The following is an 18,037-nucleotide window of genomic DNA, read 5'->3' as shown; positions in this document are numbered from 1 at the left end:
TGGCGGCACCCCGGGGCGAGACTGATGGATCAGACCCGGCCGGGCGCCTCCAGTGGCGCGGATAATCGACTACTGTCGCTTGGCATTGGTCTGATTGCTTCCTGATCGTCGACGAGTCGCCGACAGGGGCGCGATTGCTCCCCCGTCACCGCCTTGTCAAACCTGTTCGTCCGCATGCGGCCATCAGGCGCCCATCACGGGATGGACGCCCGAAGACACCGCGCTGTGGTTACCGGTAGGTTACCTTCTTCACCGCCGCGACGATCTTGTCGGCGTTGATCAGCGCGAGCTTTTCGAGATTGGCCGCGTAGGGCAGCGGCACATCTTCGTTCGCCACACGCAGGACGGGAGCATCGAGATCGTCGAAGCCCTCTTCCATCGCGATCGCAACAATTTCGGAGCTGATCGAACATGTCGCCCAGCCCTCTTCGACGACGACCATCCGATTGGTCTTCTTCAGGCTCTTGAGCACCGCCTGCTTGTCGAGCGGACGCAGCGTGCGCAGATCGATCACCTCGGCGTCGATCCCCTCGGCTGCCAGCGCCTCGGCAGCCTCAAGCGAAAGGCCGACGCCGATCGAATAGCTGACGATCGTGACGTCCTTGCCCTCGCGCATGATCCGCGCCTTGCCGATCGGCAGGACATAGTCATCGAGCGCGGGGACTTCGAACGTGCGACCGTAGAGCAGTTCGTTCTCGAGGAACACGACCGGATCCTCACTGCGGATTGCCGCCTTCAGCAGCCCCTTGGCGTCGGCCGCGTCATAGGGCGCGATCACGATCAGGCCCGGCACGCTGGCGTACCACGGCCCGTAGTTCTGCGAATGCTGGGCACCTACCCGGCTGGCCGCACCGTTGGGACCACGAAACACGATCGGGCAACGCATCTGGCCACCCGACATGTAGTTGGTTTTCGCAGCCGAGTTGATGATGTGATCGATCGCCTGCATCGCGAAGTTGAACGTCATGAACTCTACGATCGGGCGAAGGCCGCCCATCGCCGCGCCGGTGCCGACGCCGGCAAAGCCATATTCGGTGATCGGCGTGTCAATCACGCGCCTGTCGCCGAATTCGTCGAGCAGCCCTTGGGTCACCTTATAGGCACCCTGATATTGCGCGACTTCCTCGCCCATAACGAAGACGCGGTCGTCCTTGCGCATCTCCTCCGCCATCGCGTCGCGTAGTGCCTCGCGTAGCGTCAGCTTGACCAACTCGGTCCCGGCGGGAACCTCGGGCTCAGGCGCCTGTGTCTTGAGCTCGGCACGTTCCGGCGCCGTCACCGGCTCGGCAGCCGGTGCTTCACTCTCGGCAGGCTTGGCCGGTGCCGGAGCAGCCGGTGCAGCCTCTTCGCCCTCGGCGTTCAGCACAGCGATGACGGTACCGACCTTCACATTGTCGGTGCCCTCGGCGACCAGGATCTTGCCGATCGTGCCTTCGTCGACCGCCTCGAACTCCATCGTCGCCTTGTCGGTTTCGATCTCGGCCATGATGTCGCCGGACCTGACTGTGTCGCCTTCCTTGACGAGCCATTTGGCGAGCGTGCCCTCCTCCATCGTCGGGGAGAGTGCCGGCATCTTGATCTCGATCGCCATCAGTAGGACTCCACCAGTACATCGGTGTAGAGTTCGGCTGGATCCGGCTCAGGCGTCTGTTCGGCGAAATCGGCGGCTTCGTTCACGATTTTCCTGATCTCCTGATCCACCTTCTTGAACTCGTCCTCCTTCGCGCCGAGTTCCTCAAGCAGCTTCTTCACATGCTCGATCGGATCTGACTTGTCGCGGACGGCCTGGACCTCCTCGCGGCTGCGATATTTGGCCGGGTCGGACATGGAATGGCCGCGATAGCGATAGGTCTTCATTTCAAGGATGATCGGCCCCTTGCCGGCGCGCACCCAGGCCAGAGCCTCTTCAGCTGCGCCGCGGCAGGCAAGCACGTCCATGCCGTCGACCTGGATGCCCGGGATGCGGAAGCTCTCGCCGCGGCGATAGAGCTGATCCTCGGACGATGAGCGATTGACGCTTGTGCCCATGGCGTACTGGTTGTTTTCGATGACGTAGATGACCGGCAGCTTCCACAGCTCGGCCATGTTGAAGCTTTCATAGACCTGGCCCTGGTTGGAGGCGCCGTCGCCGAAATAGGCGAGGCACACGCCGCCATCGCCCTTGTATTTATGGCTGAAGCCAAGCCCGGTGCCGAGCGAGACCTGCGCGCCGACGATACCGTGGCCGCCATAGAATTTATGCTCGACGCTGAACATGTGCATCGAGCCGCCCTTGCCCTTCGAGATGCCTGCCTGGCGCCCCGTGAGCTCGGCCATCACATCCTGCGGCGGGATCCCGCACAACAGCATGTGACCATGGTCGCGATAGCCGGTGATCACGCTGTCCTTTTCGGTCAGCGCCGATTGCAGGCCGACCGCGACAGCTTCCTGGCCAATGTAGAGATGGCAGAAACCACCGATCAGGCCGAGGCCATAGAGCTGGCCCGCCTTCTCCTCGAAGCGGCGGATGAGCAGCATCTGCTTGTAGAATTCGAGCAGCTCTTCCTTGGACGCCTTGTAGGGCTGGGGTTCGTCGGGACGCTCGCGGTTGGGCGTCAGGGGCTCGTTTTTCCGAGCAGCAGGGGCTTTGGCCACGTGTGGGAAACCTCGTTTCCGTAGGGGGAGGACGCGAGCCTATAGGCCCGTTTCGTCTCGGACATCAATCGTCCGGGTGCATGAGAAGTTTCGAGGCCCCAAGCAATCGACGATTGCTCCCGCGAGGATCGGACGCCTAAAGCCCGCTCAGATGGAATCGCCTCCCCACCCGTTCCGCATCGCCAACTTCCGGGCCTATTGGGCCGCCCGCTTCTGCATGACACTGGCGCAGAACGGCATGATCATCGTGATCGGCTGGCAGACTTATACCATCGCCCGCCAGACCATGTCGCCAGCCGGGGCTGCGGCCCAGCTCGGGCTGATTGGCCTGCTTCAGTTCGTACCCCTGTTCCTCTCAACGCCAATCACCGGCTGGGTCGCCGACCGATTCGACCGCCGCTGGATCACGCGCGTCACCGTCTCTCTGCAGATCCTCTGCGCCTTCATTCTGGCCCTGGCCACCTATGAGGGCTGGATGTCGCTGCCGGTGCTATTCTCGGTCGCCGTACTACTCGGGTTCGGCCGCGCGTTCGCCGGTCCGGCCTTCTCGGCACTGGCACCGAATCTCGTGCCAAGGGAAGTGCTGCCGACCGCGATCGCGCTTAGCTCGATTTCCTGGCAGGTCGGCACGATTATCGGCCCCGCGATCGGCGGCTTTGCCTATGCCATCGCGCCATCGGCCGCTTATTTCCTCGCGACCGCCCTGTTCAGCGGGGCGCTGATCTGCCTGATGATGATCAGCCCGGTCGCCCGCACCATCGCCGTCAGCGCCGCCCATCCGATAAGGCAGATCGCAGATGGGCTCGCTTATGTCTGGCAGAACAAGATGATCCTGGGGACGATCACGCTCGATCTGTTCGCGGTGTTCCTCGCCGGCACCAGCGCGCTGCTACCAATCTACGCCCATGACATATTGAAGGTCGGCCCACAGGGCCTGAGCGCCCTCGCCGCCGCCCCCGCGGTAGGCGCATCGCTGACTGCCCTGTTCTTCTCCTTCCGCCCGCTGAAGACCAATGTGGGGCCGAAGATGCTCGGCTCGGTGCTTGTCTATGGCTCAGCCACGGTGCTGTTTGGCCTGTCGACCTCGATGCCACTCAGCCTGATTGCGCTCGGCATCGCCGGGGCTGCGGACATGTTCTCCGTCTATATCCGCCAGTCGCTGATCCAGCTCCACACGCCGGACGACAAGCGCGGCCGGGTGGGCGCCGTCTCCCAGCTGACCATTTCAGCGTCCAACGAGCTGGGAGAGGCCGAATCGGGCTTCCTCGCTTCGGCGCTTGGCCCGATCGGTGCAGTGCTGGTCGGCGGCGGCGGCGCGATCGTCGTCACTATCCTGTGGACCTGGCTCTTCCCGAGCATCCGCAACGCCCGTACATTCGACCCGCCCGCGACGCCGCAGGACGCCGCAGATATTGAGATGGAGGCCGCACGATGAAAGCCAACACGATCCTCGACACAATCGGCAATACCCCGCACATCCGCGTGCAGAAGCTATTCCCGGGCGCCGAGGTATGGATCAAGTCCGAACGCTCGAATCCCGGCGGCTCGATCAAGGACCGCATTGCGCTGAGCATGATCGAGGCGGCCGAAAAGTCGGGCGACCTCAAGCCTGGCGGCACGATCATCGAACCGACCAGCGGCAACACCGGCGTCGGCCTGGCGATGGTCGCTGCGGTGAAAGGCTACAAGCTCGTCCTCGTCATGCCGGAGAGCATGTCGCTCGAACGTCGCCGCCTGATGCTTGCCTATGGCGCCACCTTCGACCTCACCCCGCGCGAAAAGGGCATGAAGGGCGCGATCGAGCGCGCGATCGAACTCGTGTCGCAGACGCCCAATTCGTGGATGCCCCAGCAGTTCGAGAATCCTGCGAATATCGACGTGCATGTCCGCACCACCGCGCTGGAAATCCTGAACGATTTCCGCGATTCACCGATCGATGTGATCATCACCGGGGTCGGCACCGGCGGTCACATCACCGGCGTTGCCGAAACGCTTAAGAAAGAGTGGCCACACCTGAAGGTCTATGCGGTCGAGCCCGAGGCATCGCCGGTCATCTCGGGCGGACAACCTGGTCCGCACCCGATCCAGGGCATCGGCGCCGGCTTTGTTCCGGCCAATCTCCATACCCAGGCGATCGACGGCGCGATCAAGGTCGACGCGGCGGTTGCCAAGGACATGGCCCGCCGGGCGGCACGCGAGGAAGGCATGCTGGTCGGCATCAGCTCGGGTGCGACGCTGGCCGCTATCCTCCAGAAGCTGCCCGATCTTGCCGACGGCGTCCGGGTGCTTGGATTCAACTACGACACGGGCGAGCGTTATCTGTCGGTCCCGGACTTCCTTCCCGAAAGTTAATCTCGCGTAAAGCATCCGCGTCGGCTATATTTCGTTGGTCGGCGCGGGGGCGTTGCGGGGGACAGGAAATGCATAGGGCGATGATTTGCGTCAGCGTAATGCTGGCGTTGTTTCTGGTGTGGCCCATGATTTTCGGGCAGCGCGGCGAAAGCACCGCATCCGCCGCGACCGCGACTCCGGTAGTGGCGAAGATCGTTCCAGCCGTCGCGATGGTGAAGGTAATCCCGATCCCGGCCAAGGTGAGCCGGCCAGGCATTGCCCCTCCCAAGAGCTGCTACAGCCGATATCAGTCGTCAGTCCAACACTGCCCGAAAGGCGACCGGGCCTGTGGCATCAAGACGGCAGATCAATGGGATCTTTGTGAAGCCACTGGATTCTGGCCGGAATAGGCAACAACCTTGCCAAGGGCGGGCGATGATCCCGGAGTGACGGCCGCTGGTGGCAATTGTCGGGTCTGCCATCGACCAGTTCGTTTTGATTACGCTTGGTCGGCAGAGGCCGAACGCCGTGGCACGCTCGCCTGGCATCGACGATGGTTAGGCGACACCCCCAGCCCGACTGATGCCAGAACTATCTCCAACACGGTCTTCGCTCCACATCACATCCAAAGGGGAACGAGACAGGTCAACCTCTTCTCCGCGTCGCGACTCGCATGCGGGGTGTCAGGAAACCGATTCACCCCAGCGGTTCCGGTCAACCAGGCATTGTCCCTCTGAGAGACTCGCTCGAACCATTTCGTGTCCGAAGCGTTCTGGAGTAAGGCCCACCAGTCCGACCGCCAGGAGCCGCCCTTGATCTCCCTTCCGCGCCGCTTCCTTCATCACTGAACGCCTGCGCCCATGCCACAGCCTTCCGCCCAGCCGGGCGCGCCACGTCTCGGCCTGAACCACCTTCTGTTACTGGTCGCAATTGCGGCGATCGCGCTGCCGACGTTTGTCGTGCTCAAAGCGCCGCCGGTCTTGCTACATCATCCGGTCAAGCGGCTGCCGCAGCGAGTCGTTCCCAAGGCCGAGCTGCCTCCGGTAGAGCCGGTGGCATTCCAGGATCTGGCACCCGACGATGCCCGGGCGTTCAACGCATCAGTCCCGTTCTCCACCGGTCCGAATCCGGCGGCACGCCCCTTCAAATTCGTCGGCACCGACGAACAACGCGCGCGGGCGATCGATTGCCTCGCCGCCGGCGTACTCTACGAAGCCGGTGACGACACGCTTGGCCAACGTTCGGTGGCGCAAGTCGTGATCAACCGGGCACGTCATCCGGCCTTTCCGAAGACGATCTGCGGCGTGGTATTCCAGGGTTCCGACCGGGTGACCGGATGCCAGTTCACCTTCACCTGCGATGGCGCGCTGGTCAGGCATCGCTGGTCCGACGCTGCCTGGATGCGAGCCCGCGAGACCGCCACGCTGGCACTGAGCGGCGACGTCTACAAACCGGTCGGCTATGCCACCCATTACCATACCGACTGGGTCGTACCCTATTGGCAGTCGAGCCTGGACAAGATCGCCGCGGTCCGGACCCATTTGTTCTTCCGCTGGACCGGCTGGTGGGGCACGCCACCCGCGTTCAACCGGCATGTATCGTCCGACGAACCCGTCGTTTCGCAGCTCGCGCTTTATTCCGATGCGCACAAGACGGGCGCGGCGCTGGTCGAAGCGTCCTCCGCCGTCGTCGAAGCGGCTGCCGCAGGCGCCGCATTGCCACCGTCGCTGACGACAGACACCAACAGCTTCCTGCTGACGCTCGATCCGCACATGCCGCCGGACGCCTTTGCCCTGCTCGCCACACGCACCTGCGGGGAGCGCCCTTATTGCAAGGTGATGGGCTGGACGAACAAGGCGAAGACACCAGGCGCCCTGCCACTTCAGCCGACCCAGATCGCGGCGATGTCATTCAGCTATCTGCGCGACCGCGCCCGCAATTACGACAAGGCGCTGTGGAACTGCACGGAGTTCAAGCGGACGGATTTCAGCCAGTGCATGAAACTGCAGGTGCTGGTGCCGGTTGCGCGACAGGCCGACACTTTCAAGCTGGAGAGCCTGGCGGGCACTACATCGGTATCGCCGCCCCCAGTGGCGACGACGATCAGACCAATACCGGAGCTGTCGGGCGTACGGCGGAAGGTGGAAGCGGCACCTCCCCCGGCAAAGCCTGCGACTGCGCTGCCGGCGCCCGCCAATCAGTCGCCGGCTGCCCGGTAAGTCCCCTCATCTACCTCAAGCGTCATGCCGGAAGTAAACGAGGCACTGCCCTGGACCGTTCTCCGACCTCTCAGGCCGCGACGAACATCTCCGGCGGAAGGGCCATGAGCGATTCGGCACCGCCCTCGATCTTCCGGCGCAACGCCCCGGCATCAGGCATGATCCGCTCAGCGAAATAACGCGCCGTCACCAGCTTCGCATCGAGGAAGGCGCCATCACCCTCGCCCGCTGCCTTCAGCTTCGCAGCGGCCGAGGCCATGCGCAGCCACATCAGGCCGACTGCGACGATACCCATCAGGTGCAGATAGGGCTGAGCGCCCGCTCCGACATTGTCAGGGCTCTTCATGCCGTTCTGGAGGAACCAGAGTGTCGCCTGCTGCAATTCGCCGCTGGCCTTTTCGAGGCGCTCAGCGAAATCGGCGGTCGCGGGGTCCGCCTTGCCGGCCGCCACATCCTCGCCGACGACCTTGAAAAACGCCTGCACCGCGCGGCCGCCGTTCATGGCAAGTTTTCGGCCGACCAGGTCCATCGCCTGGATTCCGTTGGTGCCTTCGTAAATCATCGAGATCCGGGCATCGCGGACATATTGCTCCATGCCCCATTCGGCGATGTAGCCATGGCCGCCATAGACTTGCTGCGCATTGGTCGCGATCTCATAGCCCTTGTCGGTGCCATAACCCTTGATGACAGGGGTCAGCAGCCCGACCAGGTCGGCGGCGAGCTGACGCTCCTCCTCGCTCGCGGCGGCGTGTTCCAGATCGGCCTGGAGGGCACCCCACAGGCAGAGCGCGCGCAGCCCCTCGGTCAGCGCCTTCGAATCCATCAGCATCCGACGGATGTCGGGATGGACGAACAGGGTGTCGGCCTTTTCCTGAGGATCCTTGGCGCCGGTCAGCGCGCGGCCCTGGCGACGGTTATGCGCATATTGGACGGCGTTCTGATAAGCTGTCTCCGCGACGCCGAGTCCCTGCAGCCCCACCCCGAGGCGCGCTGCGTTCATCATGATGAACATCGCGGCGAGGCCCTTCATCTCCTCGCCGACCAGCCAGCCCGTCGCCCCGTCATAGTTCATCACGCAGGTCGAGTTGGCGTGGATGCCCATCTTGTGCTCGATCGAGCCGCACGAAACCGCGTTGCGCGCGCCGAGCGATCCGTCGTCATTGACGAAGAACTTCGGCACGACGAACAGCGAGATGCCCTTCGAGCTTTCCGGCGCGCCTGGCGTCTTGGCCAGGACGAGATGGATGATGTTCTCGGTCAGGTCATGCTCGCCCGACGAGATGAAGATCTTGGTGCCGGTGATCGCATAGGAACCGTCAGCCTGCGGCTCGGCGCGGGTGCGGATCAGGCCCAGATCGGTGCCGCACTGCGGCTCAGTCAGATTCATCGTCCCGCCCCATTTGCCCGAAACCATATTGGGGACGTATTTCGCCTTCTGCTCGTCGGTACCCTTGACCAGCAGCGCCGCGATCGCTCCATGGGTCAGGCCCGGATACATGGCGAACGCCATGTTGGAGGAGATCATATATTCCTGGAACGCAGTCGAGACGACGTGCGGCATCTCTTGCCCGCCGAACTCGGCCGGGGCGGACAGCGTGCCCCAGCCCGATTCGACGAACTTGTCATAGGCTTCCTTGAAGCCCTTTGGCGTGGTGACTGAGCCATCCTCGTGGCGGGTGCACCCCTCAAGATCGCCCGACTGGTTGAGCGGGAACAGCACCTCGGCGACGAACTTGCCGCCCTCGTCAAGCACCGCGTCCACCACATCGGGGGTCGCGTTGGCGAAACCGGGCAGGTTCGCATAGCGATCGAGACCGACCACATGCTCAAGGATGAAGCGCGTATCGCGCACGGGCGGGGTATATTGGGGCATGGATCAGTCCTTCAGCCGGCCTTGTGCGCCGTGCGTTTCGAGCAGGGTGATAAAATCGTTCAATTCGTCGATCGCGGCATCGATATCGTGCTTTTGCGAACTCAGCAGCGACACGCGCTGGCGGCAACGATCGATCGTGACCGTTCGCTGGACCTGGCGGCCATCGCCGATATCGTAGAGGTCGATCATCTCGCGGATCTCGCCAAGGCTGAAACCCACACGCTTGCCGCGCAGGATCCAGGCGAGCCGCGCACGATCACGCTGCGAATAGATACGGGCGGTGCCGCGCCGCTCCGGCGCGATAAGCCCTTCATCCTCATAGAATCGCAGGGCCCGTGCCGTCACACCGAACTCGGCGGACAGATCGGAGATCGAAAAGTGATCGCGATCGGGATGGCGCTCGATCGCTGCATAGGCTGCGACTGTTGACATGAGGCAAAGCTAAATGCCGTTTACGTGAACGTCAAGTTCATCCGCCGCTGCTGCAGAGCAGCTTGCCCTTCCCGTCCCGCAAGGTGGAAGCTTCCGAAACCGACTCGCTGAGGCGGGCTACATCCAGCGCCGCCATCGAGGCACGTTGCGCGCAAAGCTTCTGACAGGCGCTCGGCAGATTGCCGGGAAATACGATCCGGTCCCCTTCGAAGCGCGCCTCGAAGCTGCACCCGTCGACCCCGTCGAACTCGAGCTGGAGCTTCTCCCCGGCACGCGTAACCGTGCCCGATCCGCCACAAATCACCTTGTCGCCATAATCGACGAACACGCCTATCCGATAGGCGGTGGCGCTGGGCACGATGCAGACCCGGTCCGTGTCGCGCGCGTAGAGACCAGTGATGTCAGTGTTGTTGGGATCGGGAATCACCCCGACCTCGATCGCAGCGGCCTCAAGGCCCGTAGCCGCGGTCGCGTTGTTCGCTGGCTGGGGTTCGCCACCGGAACATCCAGCGACGAACAGCAATGACAGCAACAGGCCGCGCTTCATTCGACCGTCGCGAGTCGGTCGCCGTCGATCCGACGATAGAAACAGCTGCGCTCGCCGGTGTGGCAAGCCGGGCCGGCGGGATCAACGATCAGCCACACCGCATCCTGGTCACAATCGATCCTGATGTCGGCGACTCGCAAGACATGCCCCGACGATTCGCCCTTCTTCCAGAGTCGCCCGCGGCTGCGCGACCAGAAATGCGCCTCCCGCGTGGCGACCGTGGCGGCGAACGCCTCGGCATTCATATGGGCAAGCATCAGCACTTCGCCGGTAGTGCGGTCGGTCGCAACCGCCGTGATCAGGCCGGCGGCGTCGTATTTCGGGTCAAGCGCAAGGCCGGTTTCGCGGGAATCGGGCATGCGCGACGCTTAGCCTGCCCACGCAAAACCGCCAATGCGACGGTTGGCGAATAATCCATGTGACAAAAGCGCGACAAAGCCGAAAGGCGTCCCTATATGGCGGGCGACGCTACTCCCCCCGAAGGGCGCCATGCTTACTACGAACCCATTTGAAGCCCCTATCGACGGGGACAAGCTGCGCGAAGAGTGCGGCATTTTCGGCGTATCCGGCAGTGATGGCGCGGCTGCGCTCGTCGCGCTCGGCCTGCACGCGCTGCAGCACCGTGGCCAAGAGGCAGCGGGCATCACCAGTTTCGACGGCGCCGAATTCCATACCCATCGTGCAATGGGTCACGTCGCCGGTAATTTCGACCGCGACGACATCATCCAGGCGCTGCGCGGCACCGTCGCTTGCGGCCATGTCCGGTACTCGACGACCGGCGAGACCGCGCTGCGCAATGTGCAGCCGCTCTATGCCGACCTCGCCTCAGGCGGCTTCGCCATCGCCCATAACGGCAATATTTCCAACGCAATGCGGCTGCGACGCGATCTCGTCCAGCGCGGGTCGATCTTCCAGTCGACCTCCGATACCGAGACGATCATCCATCTCGTCGCGACGTCGAGCTACCGCACCTTCGTCGACAAGTTCATCGATGCGCTGAAGCGGGTCGAGGGCGCCTATTCGCTGATCGTGATGACGCCCGAGGGCATGATTGCCTGCCGCGACCCCCTCGGCATCCGGCCGCTCGTGATGGGCAAACTCGACGGATCAGTGATCTTCGCGTCGGAGACGGTGGCGCTGGACGTAGTCGGCGCCGAGTTCGTCCGCTCGATAGAGCCGGGCGAGCTGGTGATCGTGCGCGGTACCGAAATCAGCTCGCACCGCCCGTTCGCGCCGGTCTCGCCACGTCCGTGCATCTTCGAATATGTCTATTTCTCGCGCCCCGATTCGATCTCGGAGGACCGCAGCGTCTATACCGTGCGCAAGGAAATCGGCGCGCAACTCGCGATCGAAAGCCCGGTCGAGGCCGACCTGATCATCCCGGTACCCGATTCGGGCACGCCCGCCGCGATCGGCTATGCTCAGCAATCCGGCATCCCGTTCGAACTTGGCATCATCCGCTCGCATTATGTGGGCCGCACCTTCATCCAGCCGGGCGACAAGGTCCGCCATCTCGGCGTTAAGCTGAAGCACAACGCCAATCGCGCGCTGATCAAGGGCCAGCGGATCGTGCTGATCGACGATTCGATCGTGCGCGGCACCACCAGCCTCAAGATCGTCCAGATGATGCGCGAGGCCGGCGCGGCAGAGGTGCACATGCGAATCGCCAGCCCGCCGACGCGGCATAGCTGCTTCTACGGCGTCGACACGCCGGAGCGCGCAAAACTGCTCGCCGCGAACATGAACATCGACGAGATGAACAAATATATCCAGGCGGACAGCCTGGCGTTCGTGTCGATCGACGGCCTGTACAAGGCGCTAGGCGAACCGCACCGCGCCGATATCCGTCCCAGCCACTGCGACGCCTGCTTCACCGGGGATTACCCGACGATGCTGACCGACCAGGACGAAGTCGCCTCGGTCGACCAGTTCGCCCTCCTCGCTGAGCGGGTGATCTAGCCAGACCCGTCATGCCGGACTTGTTCCGGCGTCCACCGTGGTGCAAGCGCCACCGCGTCCGTTCGTGCGGGCCGGTGCGCCCTGGAACAAGTCCGGGGTGACAAAGAGAGACGAGAATGACTGACAAACCCCTCGCCAACCAGATCGCCCTCGTGACCGGCGCCAGCCGCGGGATCGGCGCGGCAACCGCCAGGGCTCTTGCCGCCGCGGGCGCGCATGTCGTCATCACCGCGCGCACGGCGAAGGATCTGGAGCAGGTCGAGACCGAGATATTCGAGGCGGGCGGCAGCGCGACCATCGCCCCGCTCGACCTGACCGAGACCGACAGCATCGCCCGCCTCGGCGCCGCGATCGGCGAGCGCTGGTCGCAACTAGACATCATGGTGCTCAATGCCGCGACGCTTGGCAGCCTCGCAGCCGTGCCGGCGATCGATTCGAAGGAACTGGCGACAGTCCTGACCCTCAACGTCAGCGCGCAGGCCGCCCTCATCACCGCGTTCGATCCGATGCTGCGCAAGTCGAAGCGCGCCCGGGTCATCGGCATCACCTCAAGCGTCGGCCGCAACCCGCGCGCCTATTGGGGCCTGTACGGTGCCTCCAAGGCCGCATTCGAGACACTGCTGGGCGCGTATGGCGACGAGATGGAGCATATCAGCAGCATCCGCACCGCGATCGTCGATCCGGGCGCGACCCGTACCAAGATGCGCGAGCGCGCTTATCCCGGCGAGGACCCCGCCTCAGTGAAGGCACCGGAAGTCGTGGCGAACCGGATCACGGCGCTGGTGGCGGAAGATTTCGAAAACGGCCATTTCGAGCGAGTCGACTGACCCTTCTCCCCTCCCGCTCGCGGGAGGGGAATGAGAAGCGGAGAAGCCCTTACTTCGCCGCCGCCATCAGCTTCTGGAAAAACGCCAGCCGAGCCAGCGTCAGCGGACGGTCGCTCGCCTTGGGTGCCGCACTGACCATCGCGACAACCACCTTCGACGCCGGATCGATCGTGATCATCTGGCCGAAAATCCCCTGTGCGCCGTAGCGGCCTTCAGGATAGGTCCACCATTGATAACCATAGCCGTAACCGCCTGGAGCGACCTTGGCATGCGCTCTGGTCGCATCAGCGAACCAGCCATCTTTGACAATGCCGTGCCCGCCTTCCAGCGCGAACTGGCCGAAGCGCGCATAGTCGCGCAGCGACACTGACAGACAGCAACCGCTGACCTCGGCACCGGTCTGGTCCTTCATCCAGAAACCGTCGCGCTCCATGCCGGCGGGCTTCCAGATCTTTTCCTCGGCATAGGCGGCCAGGGTCTTGCCCGTCGCGCGGCGCACCAGCACGCCGATCAGATTGGTCTCACCCGTCTTGTAGACCCATTTGGTCCCCGGCGTGGTCTCGCGCGGCAGCTTGCGCATGAAATAGACGGTCGGATCGACACCCGCCGCCACCGGCTCAAGGAACATCCGTGCCACGTCGGACTTCGGATCGGTATAATCCTCGTTCCATTTCACGCCCGAGGTCATCGTCATCAACTGGGCGACCGTCACGCCGTCATAGCCGCTGCCGGCCAGATCGGGGATGTAGCGTGTCACCGGATCGTTCAGCGATTTGATCAAGCCGTCCTTCATCGCCGCGCCAACCAGGGTCGAGGTGAAGGATTTCGCGACCGAAAAGCTGGTCCAGCGCCCTTCCGCGGTCAGCCCGCGCGCATAGCGTTCGAGCCGCACCTTGCCGTCCTGCAGCACGATCAGGCCAGCAACGTTCATCGATGTCATGAACGCGTTCACGTCCGCGGTCGCCATGGGGAGCGGTTTTCCTGCGGGCAGCACGCGCAGTTTCGCTGGATCAGCCTTGATGGTGTTGCCGGGGAAGATCTTCTCCATCGCCGGGAAATTCGAATCGCGCTGTGCCTGCGACCAGAACAGTATCTCGGCACCGACCTGGCGTTGCGTCGCCTCATCCGCGGCCGGCGCGGGTTGCGCCTGTCCGAAACCCTGCGCCGGCATCAATACCGCGCCCGCCAGCGCAAGCGTGGTCAACATCCGGCGTTTCATTCGCATCACTCCCCCTTGATCAGCGTGACCTGGGCGACGTGTATCCCGCCGCCTCTGAACCCGCCCTCGCAATACATCAGATAGTATCGCCACAGATCGACGAAATGGCGATCGAATTCGGCAGGCAGGCGGCCGGCGGTGACGGCAGCGTCGAACGCGGCGCGCCAGCGCTTCAGCGTCTCGGCATAGTGAAGCCCGAATTCCCGCTGGTCGTGCCAGGTCAGGCCATGGGCCCGGGCAATCGCGCGAAAGCGGCTCTCCGACAACAAAAGGCCGCCAGGGAAGACGAAGCGCTGGATGAAATCCACGTTGCCGGCATAGGCATCGAAGATCGCATCATCGATCGCGATATACTGGATCGCTGCCCGCCCGCCCGGCTTAAGCGCTCCTGCAATGGACTGCAGATAGGCCGGCCAATATTCTTCGCCGACCGCCTCGACCATCTCGATGCTGGCAACGGCATCATATTGCCCGATCACATCGCGATAGTCAGTCAATGAGACGGTGACGCCGTCCAGCCCAGCGTCCGCCATGCGCGACTCGACCGCACGCTTCTGTTCCGCCGAGAGCGTGATGCCATGGACACTCGCCCCGGCCCCCGCCGCGATCTGGGCAAAGGAGCCCCAGCCGCAGCCGATCTCCAGGATGGCATCGCCCGGTCCGACCCCGGTTCGATTCAGAATGGCGCGCAGCTTGGTCGCCTGCGCGTCTTCCAACGATTGCGCAGCCGAGATCGGTTCTTCGAACAGCGCACTCGAATAGGTCATGCCGGGATCGAGCCACAGGCTGTAGAAATCATTGCCCAGGTCGTAATGGAATTCGATATTCCGCCGCGCCCCGCTGCGATGGTTGCGCCGCAGCGCATGCCAGAGGCGCCGCACCCGCCGCATGGCGCCACGCGATCGCCCCACCTCGCCCAGCGGCCGGCGATTGCGCATGAACAGGTCGAACAGCGGTACAGGATCGGGGCTATGCCACTCGCCGCGCGACCAGCCGACATACCAGCCAGCCGATCCCCCCATCGCCAGGCGAATCAGCGCGCGCCAGCTGGAGATTTCGACGATCGCAACCGGGCCGCCGGCGCGTCCGCCGAGAACGCGGTGGGTTCCGTCGGGCAGGGATGCCTTGATGGAGCCTGCCTCAAGCCCCTGATCGATGCGATCGAGCAGGCGGTGAAAGACGCCGGCCCAAGGCGTGAGGAACCAGTCGACCCAGCCATAGGCCGGCCTCGCGCGCGTCCCGAAACGACGTCCCCTGTTCGGCGCTGAAGCGTTCATGAAGCCGCTCTCATGCACTCGGCGATAGCGCTGGAAAAGCGATTCGTATCACGATCACCGCGCCCGCTTCGCCGCAGCCAGCGCGCGCTCCCGGGCTTCGCGGTGACCGATGATCTTCGCCGGATAGGCGTCGGGCCGGCAACCCGCGGCCTCAGGATCGTGGATTGCCGAGTCGGGGATGTCGGCGAGCTCAGGAACCCATTGCCGGATATAACGCGCTGCATCGAATTTCGTCGATTGAACCAGCGGCGCCATGATGCGGACGAACATGTTGGAATCCACCCCAGTGCCCGCGGTCCATTGCCAGTTGACGCTGTTGTTGCCGTAGTCGGCATCGACAAGGGTATCCCAGAACCATGCCTCGCCGTCGCGCCAGTCGACCAGCAGATGCTTGATCAGGAAACTCGCCGCGATCATGCGCACGCGATTGTGCATCCAGCCGGTCGCCCAGAGCTGACGCATTCCCGCATCGACGATCGGATAACCGGTGCGGCCGAGTCGCCAGGCGCGGCGATCGGCATCGGCTGTCTTGCCAGTCCGCCAGGCCAGGCCATCGAGCGTTTCACGCCCGTTCTTCGAACCATAGTCGGGAAATTGCAGGATCACATTCTGCGCATAATCACGCCAGGCAAGCTCCTTCAGGAAGGTGGTTGAATCGCCCGATGCTCCGACGACATGATGCCAGACCGTCGCGGGCGATATTTCTCCAAAATGCAGGTGCGGTGACAGGCGCGAACTGCCCTCGTCGGACGGCAGGTTTCGGTCGATGTCATATGCCGCTGCTCTCGGAACGAAATCCTCGAGCCGGTCCTTCGCGCCCTCCTCGCCCGGCGTCCATTCGTCGCGAAAGCCGCCTGCCCAGTCGGGTTTCGCCGGCAGTAGCGCCCAATCCTCAAGCCGATCGCTCTCCGGCCATGTCTCGGGCGCCGGAATGACGTGCGGCACAGACATCGGCGCCGGCGGCGGCATATGCTCCCGCAAGGCACGCCAGAACGGCGTATAGATTTTGTAGGGATGTCCCGATCCTGTCGTGATCGAACCCGGCGGTGCCAGATAATTGCCGTCATGGTTCACCAGATCGAGGGTCTTCGCTACCGCGCGTTCGGCGTTGCGCCACCAGGGTTCATAGTGGCGCAGGCAATGAACCCGCCGTGACCCGGTCTCTTCAGCCAGCCTGCCAAGCTCTGCCGCAGCCTCACCCCGCCGTAGGATCAGGCGCGACCCTTTGTCTCGCAGGTGCCGGTCAAGCGCGGCGAGACTGTGGTGCAGCCACCAGCGCGAAGCAGCGCCCATGCGGCGATGCCGCGGCTTCTCGTCATCGAGGATATAGACGGGGATCACCGGCCCCTCGCCCGCCGCGGCAACCAGCGCTGCCTGATCCGACAGACGCAAGTCGCGGCGAAACCAGAGAAGCGTCGGCGCATCCATCGCTGCCGCCATGCCCGTCGACCGCAATGGCCGCAAGAGACACTTCGTGCGTCACTTTCCATGGTCGTCGTTTCTGGTCTAGGTGGAATGACCAAGGCAGTGGGAAGCCGGCACATGATCACCGACCTGCAAAGCCTGATCGCGCCGAACCCGCTTTCATCGCTTGCCGACGCGATCGCCGAGGAACACCGGCTGCATCTGCACAGCGCGCGACAGGCCGATTTCGCCAGCCTTCTTCCCTGGCCCGCCTTCAACGCGCTGATCACCCTCGAGCGGCTGCAGAATGGACAGGTCCGCACGATCCGCAACGGGCATGATATGCCCCCGGCGATGCTGACAACACGCTCGAGCAGTTCCGGCGTTCAGGAGCTGGCACCCGACACGCTCCAGTCGCTCGCCGACAAGGGACTCAGTCTGGTCATCAACGACATCGAGCGGCTGGTACCGGGCATCAGCGCGCTCGCCGCGATGATCGAGCGCCACCTGCGTGCCCGGGCAAGCGTCAATGCCTATGTGAGCTTCCGCCGGGACAGCGCCTTCGGAGCGCACTGGGACGACCATGACGTCATGGTGCTGCAGGTCCACGGGCGCAAACGGTGGTTCTGCTACGGCCAGCGCGATCGCTATCCGATCAGGGGCGTGACGGCGTTCGCCAAGATCGGCGCCTCCGAACAGCCGGAATGGAGTGCGATGCTCGAACCCGGCGACATCCTCTATATTCCCCGTGGCGATATCCATCGCGCACAGGTCGAGGAGGGGCATTCACTCCACCTGACGATCGGTATCGCCTATCCGCGTGGCGGCGACGTCGTACAATGGATCGGGCGGCGCTGCCTCGAAGAGGAACTGTTCCGACGGGACATCTCGGCCCTGCCGGGGCGCGAGGCGCTGGCGACGCGGCAGAACGATCTGCGCGCGGCGCTCCATCGGCTGGTGGATACGATCGACCTGGATGACTTCCTCGCCATGGCGGACCGGCAGCGCGAATCGCTTAAGGCGCTCAACCTCGGGCTGTCCGATCCTCTCCACACGGATATCGAGATCCGGCCGATGCTGCGCCGCCGCCTGCCGCTTGCCGAGGACACGACGCAGATTCGCCACGGTACCGCGACAACGCCGCTGACGCCCGTCGAGCGTGCCGTTCTGGCCATGCTGCTGGATCGGGATGCATCGACCTTGGGTGCACTGGTCGCGGACCTGCCCCACCTGTCGGAGCGAGAGGTGCGCGAGGCCGTATCCAGCCTCGCGCGCGCATCAATCGTGCTGCTGTCCGACACGTCGACCTGACGCC

At 63.9% G+C, this 18,037-nt stretch carries 16 protein-coding genes; 7 read left to right on the top strand and 9 right to left on the bottom strand.

Features of this window, described 5'->3' with window-relative positions:
- Window positions 1-229: 229 nt before the first annotated feature.
- Complete coding sequence (locus NDN01_RS07405; RefSeq protein ID WP_272626712.1) at window positions 230-1,591, bottom strand: pyruvate dehydrogenase complex E1 component subunit beta; 1,362 nt, start codon at window positions 1,589-1,591, stop codon at window positions 230-232.
- Window positions 1,591-2,634, bottom strand: coding sequence for a pyruvate dehydrogenase (acetyl-transferring) E1 component subunit alpha (gene pdhA / locus NDN01_RS07400; RefSeq protein ID WP_272626711.1), 1,044 nt, complete (start codon window positions 2,632-2,634; stop codon window positions 1,591-1,593). The genes NDN01_RS07405 and pdhA overlap by 1 nt, the downstream gene beginning before the upstream one ends.
- A gap of 151 nt (window positions 2,635-2,785) precedes the next feature.
- Here pdhA and NDN01_RS07395 point away from each other — a divergent pair, with 151 nt between their 5' ends.
- The 4 genes from NDN01_RS07395 (at window position 2,786) to NDN01_RS07380 (ending at window position 7,184) form a co-directional block, all read left to right on the top strand.
- A complete protein-coding gene (locus NDN01_RS07395) occupies window positions 2,786-4,069 on the top strand; it encodes an MFS transporter (protein WP_272626710.1) in 1,284 nt (427 codons plus the stop codon).
- Window positions 4,066-4,986, top strand: a complete 921-nt coding sequence (gene cysK, locus NDN01_RS07390; RefSeq protein WP_272626709.1) for a cysteine synthase A — start codon at window positions 4,066-4,068, stop codon at window positions 4,984-4,986. Before NDN01_RS07395 ends, cysK begins: the two co-directional genes overlap by 4 nt.
- A gap of 98 nt (window positions 4,987-5,084) precedes the next feature.
- A complete protein-coding gene (locus tag NDN01_RS07385) occupies window positions 5,085-5,375 on the top strand; it encodes a hypothetical protein (RefSeq protein ID WP_272626708.1) in 291 nt (96 codons plus the stop codon).
- A 450-nt stretch (window positions 5,376-5,825) separates the two neighbouring features.
- Window positions 5,826-7,184, top strand: coding sequence for a cell wall hydrolase (locus NDN01_RS07380; RefSeq protein ID WP_272626707.1), 1,359 nt, complete (start codon window positions 5,826-5,828; stop codon window positions 7,182-7,184).
- Window positions 7,185-7,254: 70 nt separating this feature from the next.
- Here the strand turns inward: NDN01_RS07380 and NDN01_RS07375 are convergent, their stop codons facing one another.
- From NDN01_RS07375 to hisI, 4 genes are read right to left on the bottom strand one after another with little or no spacing between them, the layout of a single operon-like run.
- Entirely contained in the window at window positions 7,255-9,057 is a 1,803-nt protein-coding gene (locus tag NDN01_RS07375) for an acyl-CoA dehydrogenase C-terminal domain-containing protein (protein ID WP_272626706.1), read from the bottom strand.
- A gap of 3 nt (window positions 9,058-9,060) precedes the next feature.
- A complete protein-coding gene (locus NDN01_RS07370; protein ID WP_272626705.1) occupies window positions 9,061-9,489 on the bottom strand; it encodes a MerR family transcriptional regulator in 429 nt (142 codons plus the stop codon).
- Between the two features lie 37 nt (window positions 9,490-9,526).
- Window positions 9,527-10,036, bottom strand: coding sequence for a hypothetical protein (locus tag NDN01_RS07365; protein ID WP_272626704.1), 510 nt, complete (start codon window positions 10,034-10,036; stop codon window positions 9,527-9,529).
- Window positions 10,033-10,395 (bottom strand): phosphoribosyl-AMP cyclohydrolase, encoded by a 363-nt coding sequence (gene hisI / locus NDN01_RS07360; RefSeq protein ID WP_272626703.1) that lies wholly within the window; start codon window positions 10,393-10,395, stop codon window positions 10,033-10,035. The genes NDN01_RS07365 and hisI overlap by 4 nt, the downstream gene beginning before the upstream one ends.
- Window positions 10,396-10,525: 130 nt before the next feature.
- Here hisI and purF point away from each other — a divergent pair, with 130 nt between their 5' ends.
- A complete protein-coding gene (gene purF, locus NDN01_RS07355; RefSeq protein ID WP_272626702.1) occupies window positions 10,526-11,995 on the top strand; it encodes an amidophosphoribosyltransferase in 1,470 nt (489 codons plus the stop codon).
- Window positions 11,996-12,111: 116 nt separating this feature from the next.
- On the top strand, window positions 12,112-12,822 hold the full coding sequence (locus NDN01_RS07350; RefSeq protein ID WP_272626701.1) for an SDR family NAD(P)-dependent oxidoreductase: 711 nt from the start codon (window positions 12,112-12,114) through the stop codon (window positions 12,820-12,822).
- 49 nt (window positions 12,823-12,871) lie between these two features.
- On the opposite strand, the gene NDN01_RS07345 is transcribed toward NDN01_RS07350, so the two are convergent.
- Genes NDN01_RS07345 through NDN01_RS07335 form a run of 3 tightly spaced genes read right to left on the bottom strand, consistent with a single transcriptional unit; the run spans window position 12,872 to window position 16,746 of the window.
- Window positions 12,872-14,041, bottom strand: a complete 1,170-nt coding sequence (locus NDN01_RS07345) for a serine hydrolase domain-containing protein (RefSeq protein ID WP_272626700.1) — start codon at window positions 14,039-14,041, stop codon at window positions 12,872-12,874.
- A 5-nt stretch (window positions 14,042-14,046) separates the two neighbouring features.
- Window positions 14,047-15,318, bottom strand: a complete 1,272-nt coding sequence (locus tag NDN01_RS07340; protein WP_272626699.1) for an SAM-dependent methyltransferase — start codon at window positions 15,316-15,318, stop codon at window positions 14,047-14,049.
- 54 nt (window positions 15,319-15,372) lie between these two features.
- Entirely contained in the window at window positions 15,373-16,746 is a 1,374-nt protein-coding gene (locus NDN01_RS07335) for a cryptochrome/photolyase family protein (protein ID WP_272628076.1), read from the bottom strand.
- Window positions 16,747-16,860: 114 nt separating this feature from the next.
- Here NDN01_RS07335 and NDN01_RS07330 point away from each other — a divergent pair, with 114 nt between their 5' ends.
- A complete protein-coding gene (locus NDN01_RS07330; protein WP_272626698.1) occupies window positions 16,861-18,033 on the top strand; it encodes a cupin domain-containing protein in 1,173 nt (390 codons plus the stop codon).
- Window positions 18,034-18,037 lie beyond the last annotated feature (4 nt).

The organism is Sphingomonas sp. QA11 (genome assembly GCF_028473665.1).
Lineage (GTDB): Bacteria > Pseudomonadota > Alphaproteobacteria > Sphingomonadales > Sphingomonadaceae > Sphingomonas > Sphingomonas phytovorans.
The sequence above is the reverse complement of the archived record's forward strand: the minus strand, read 5'-3'. Positions and strand labels throughout refer to the sequence as shown.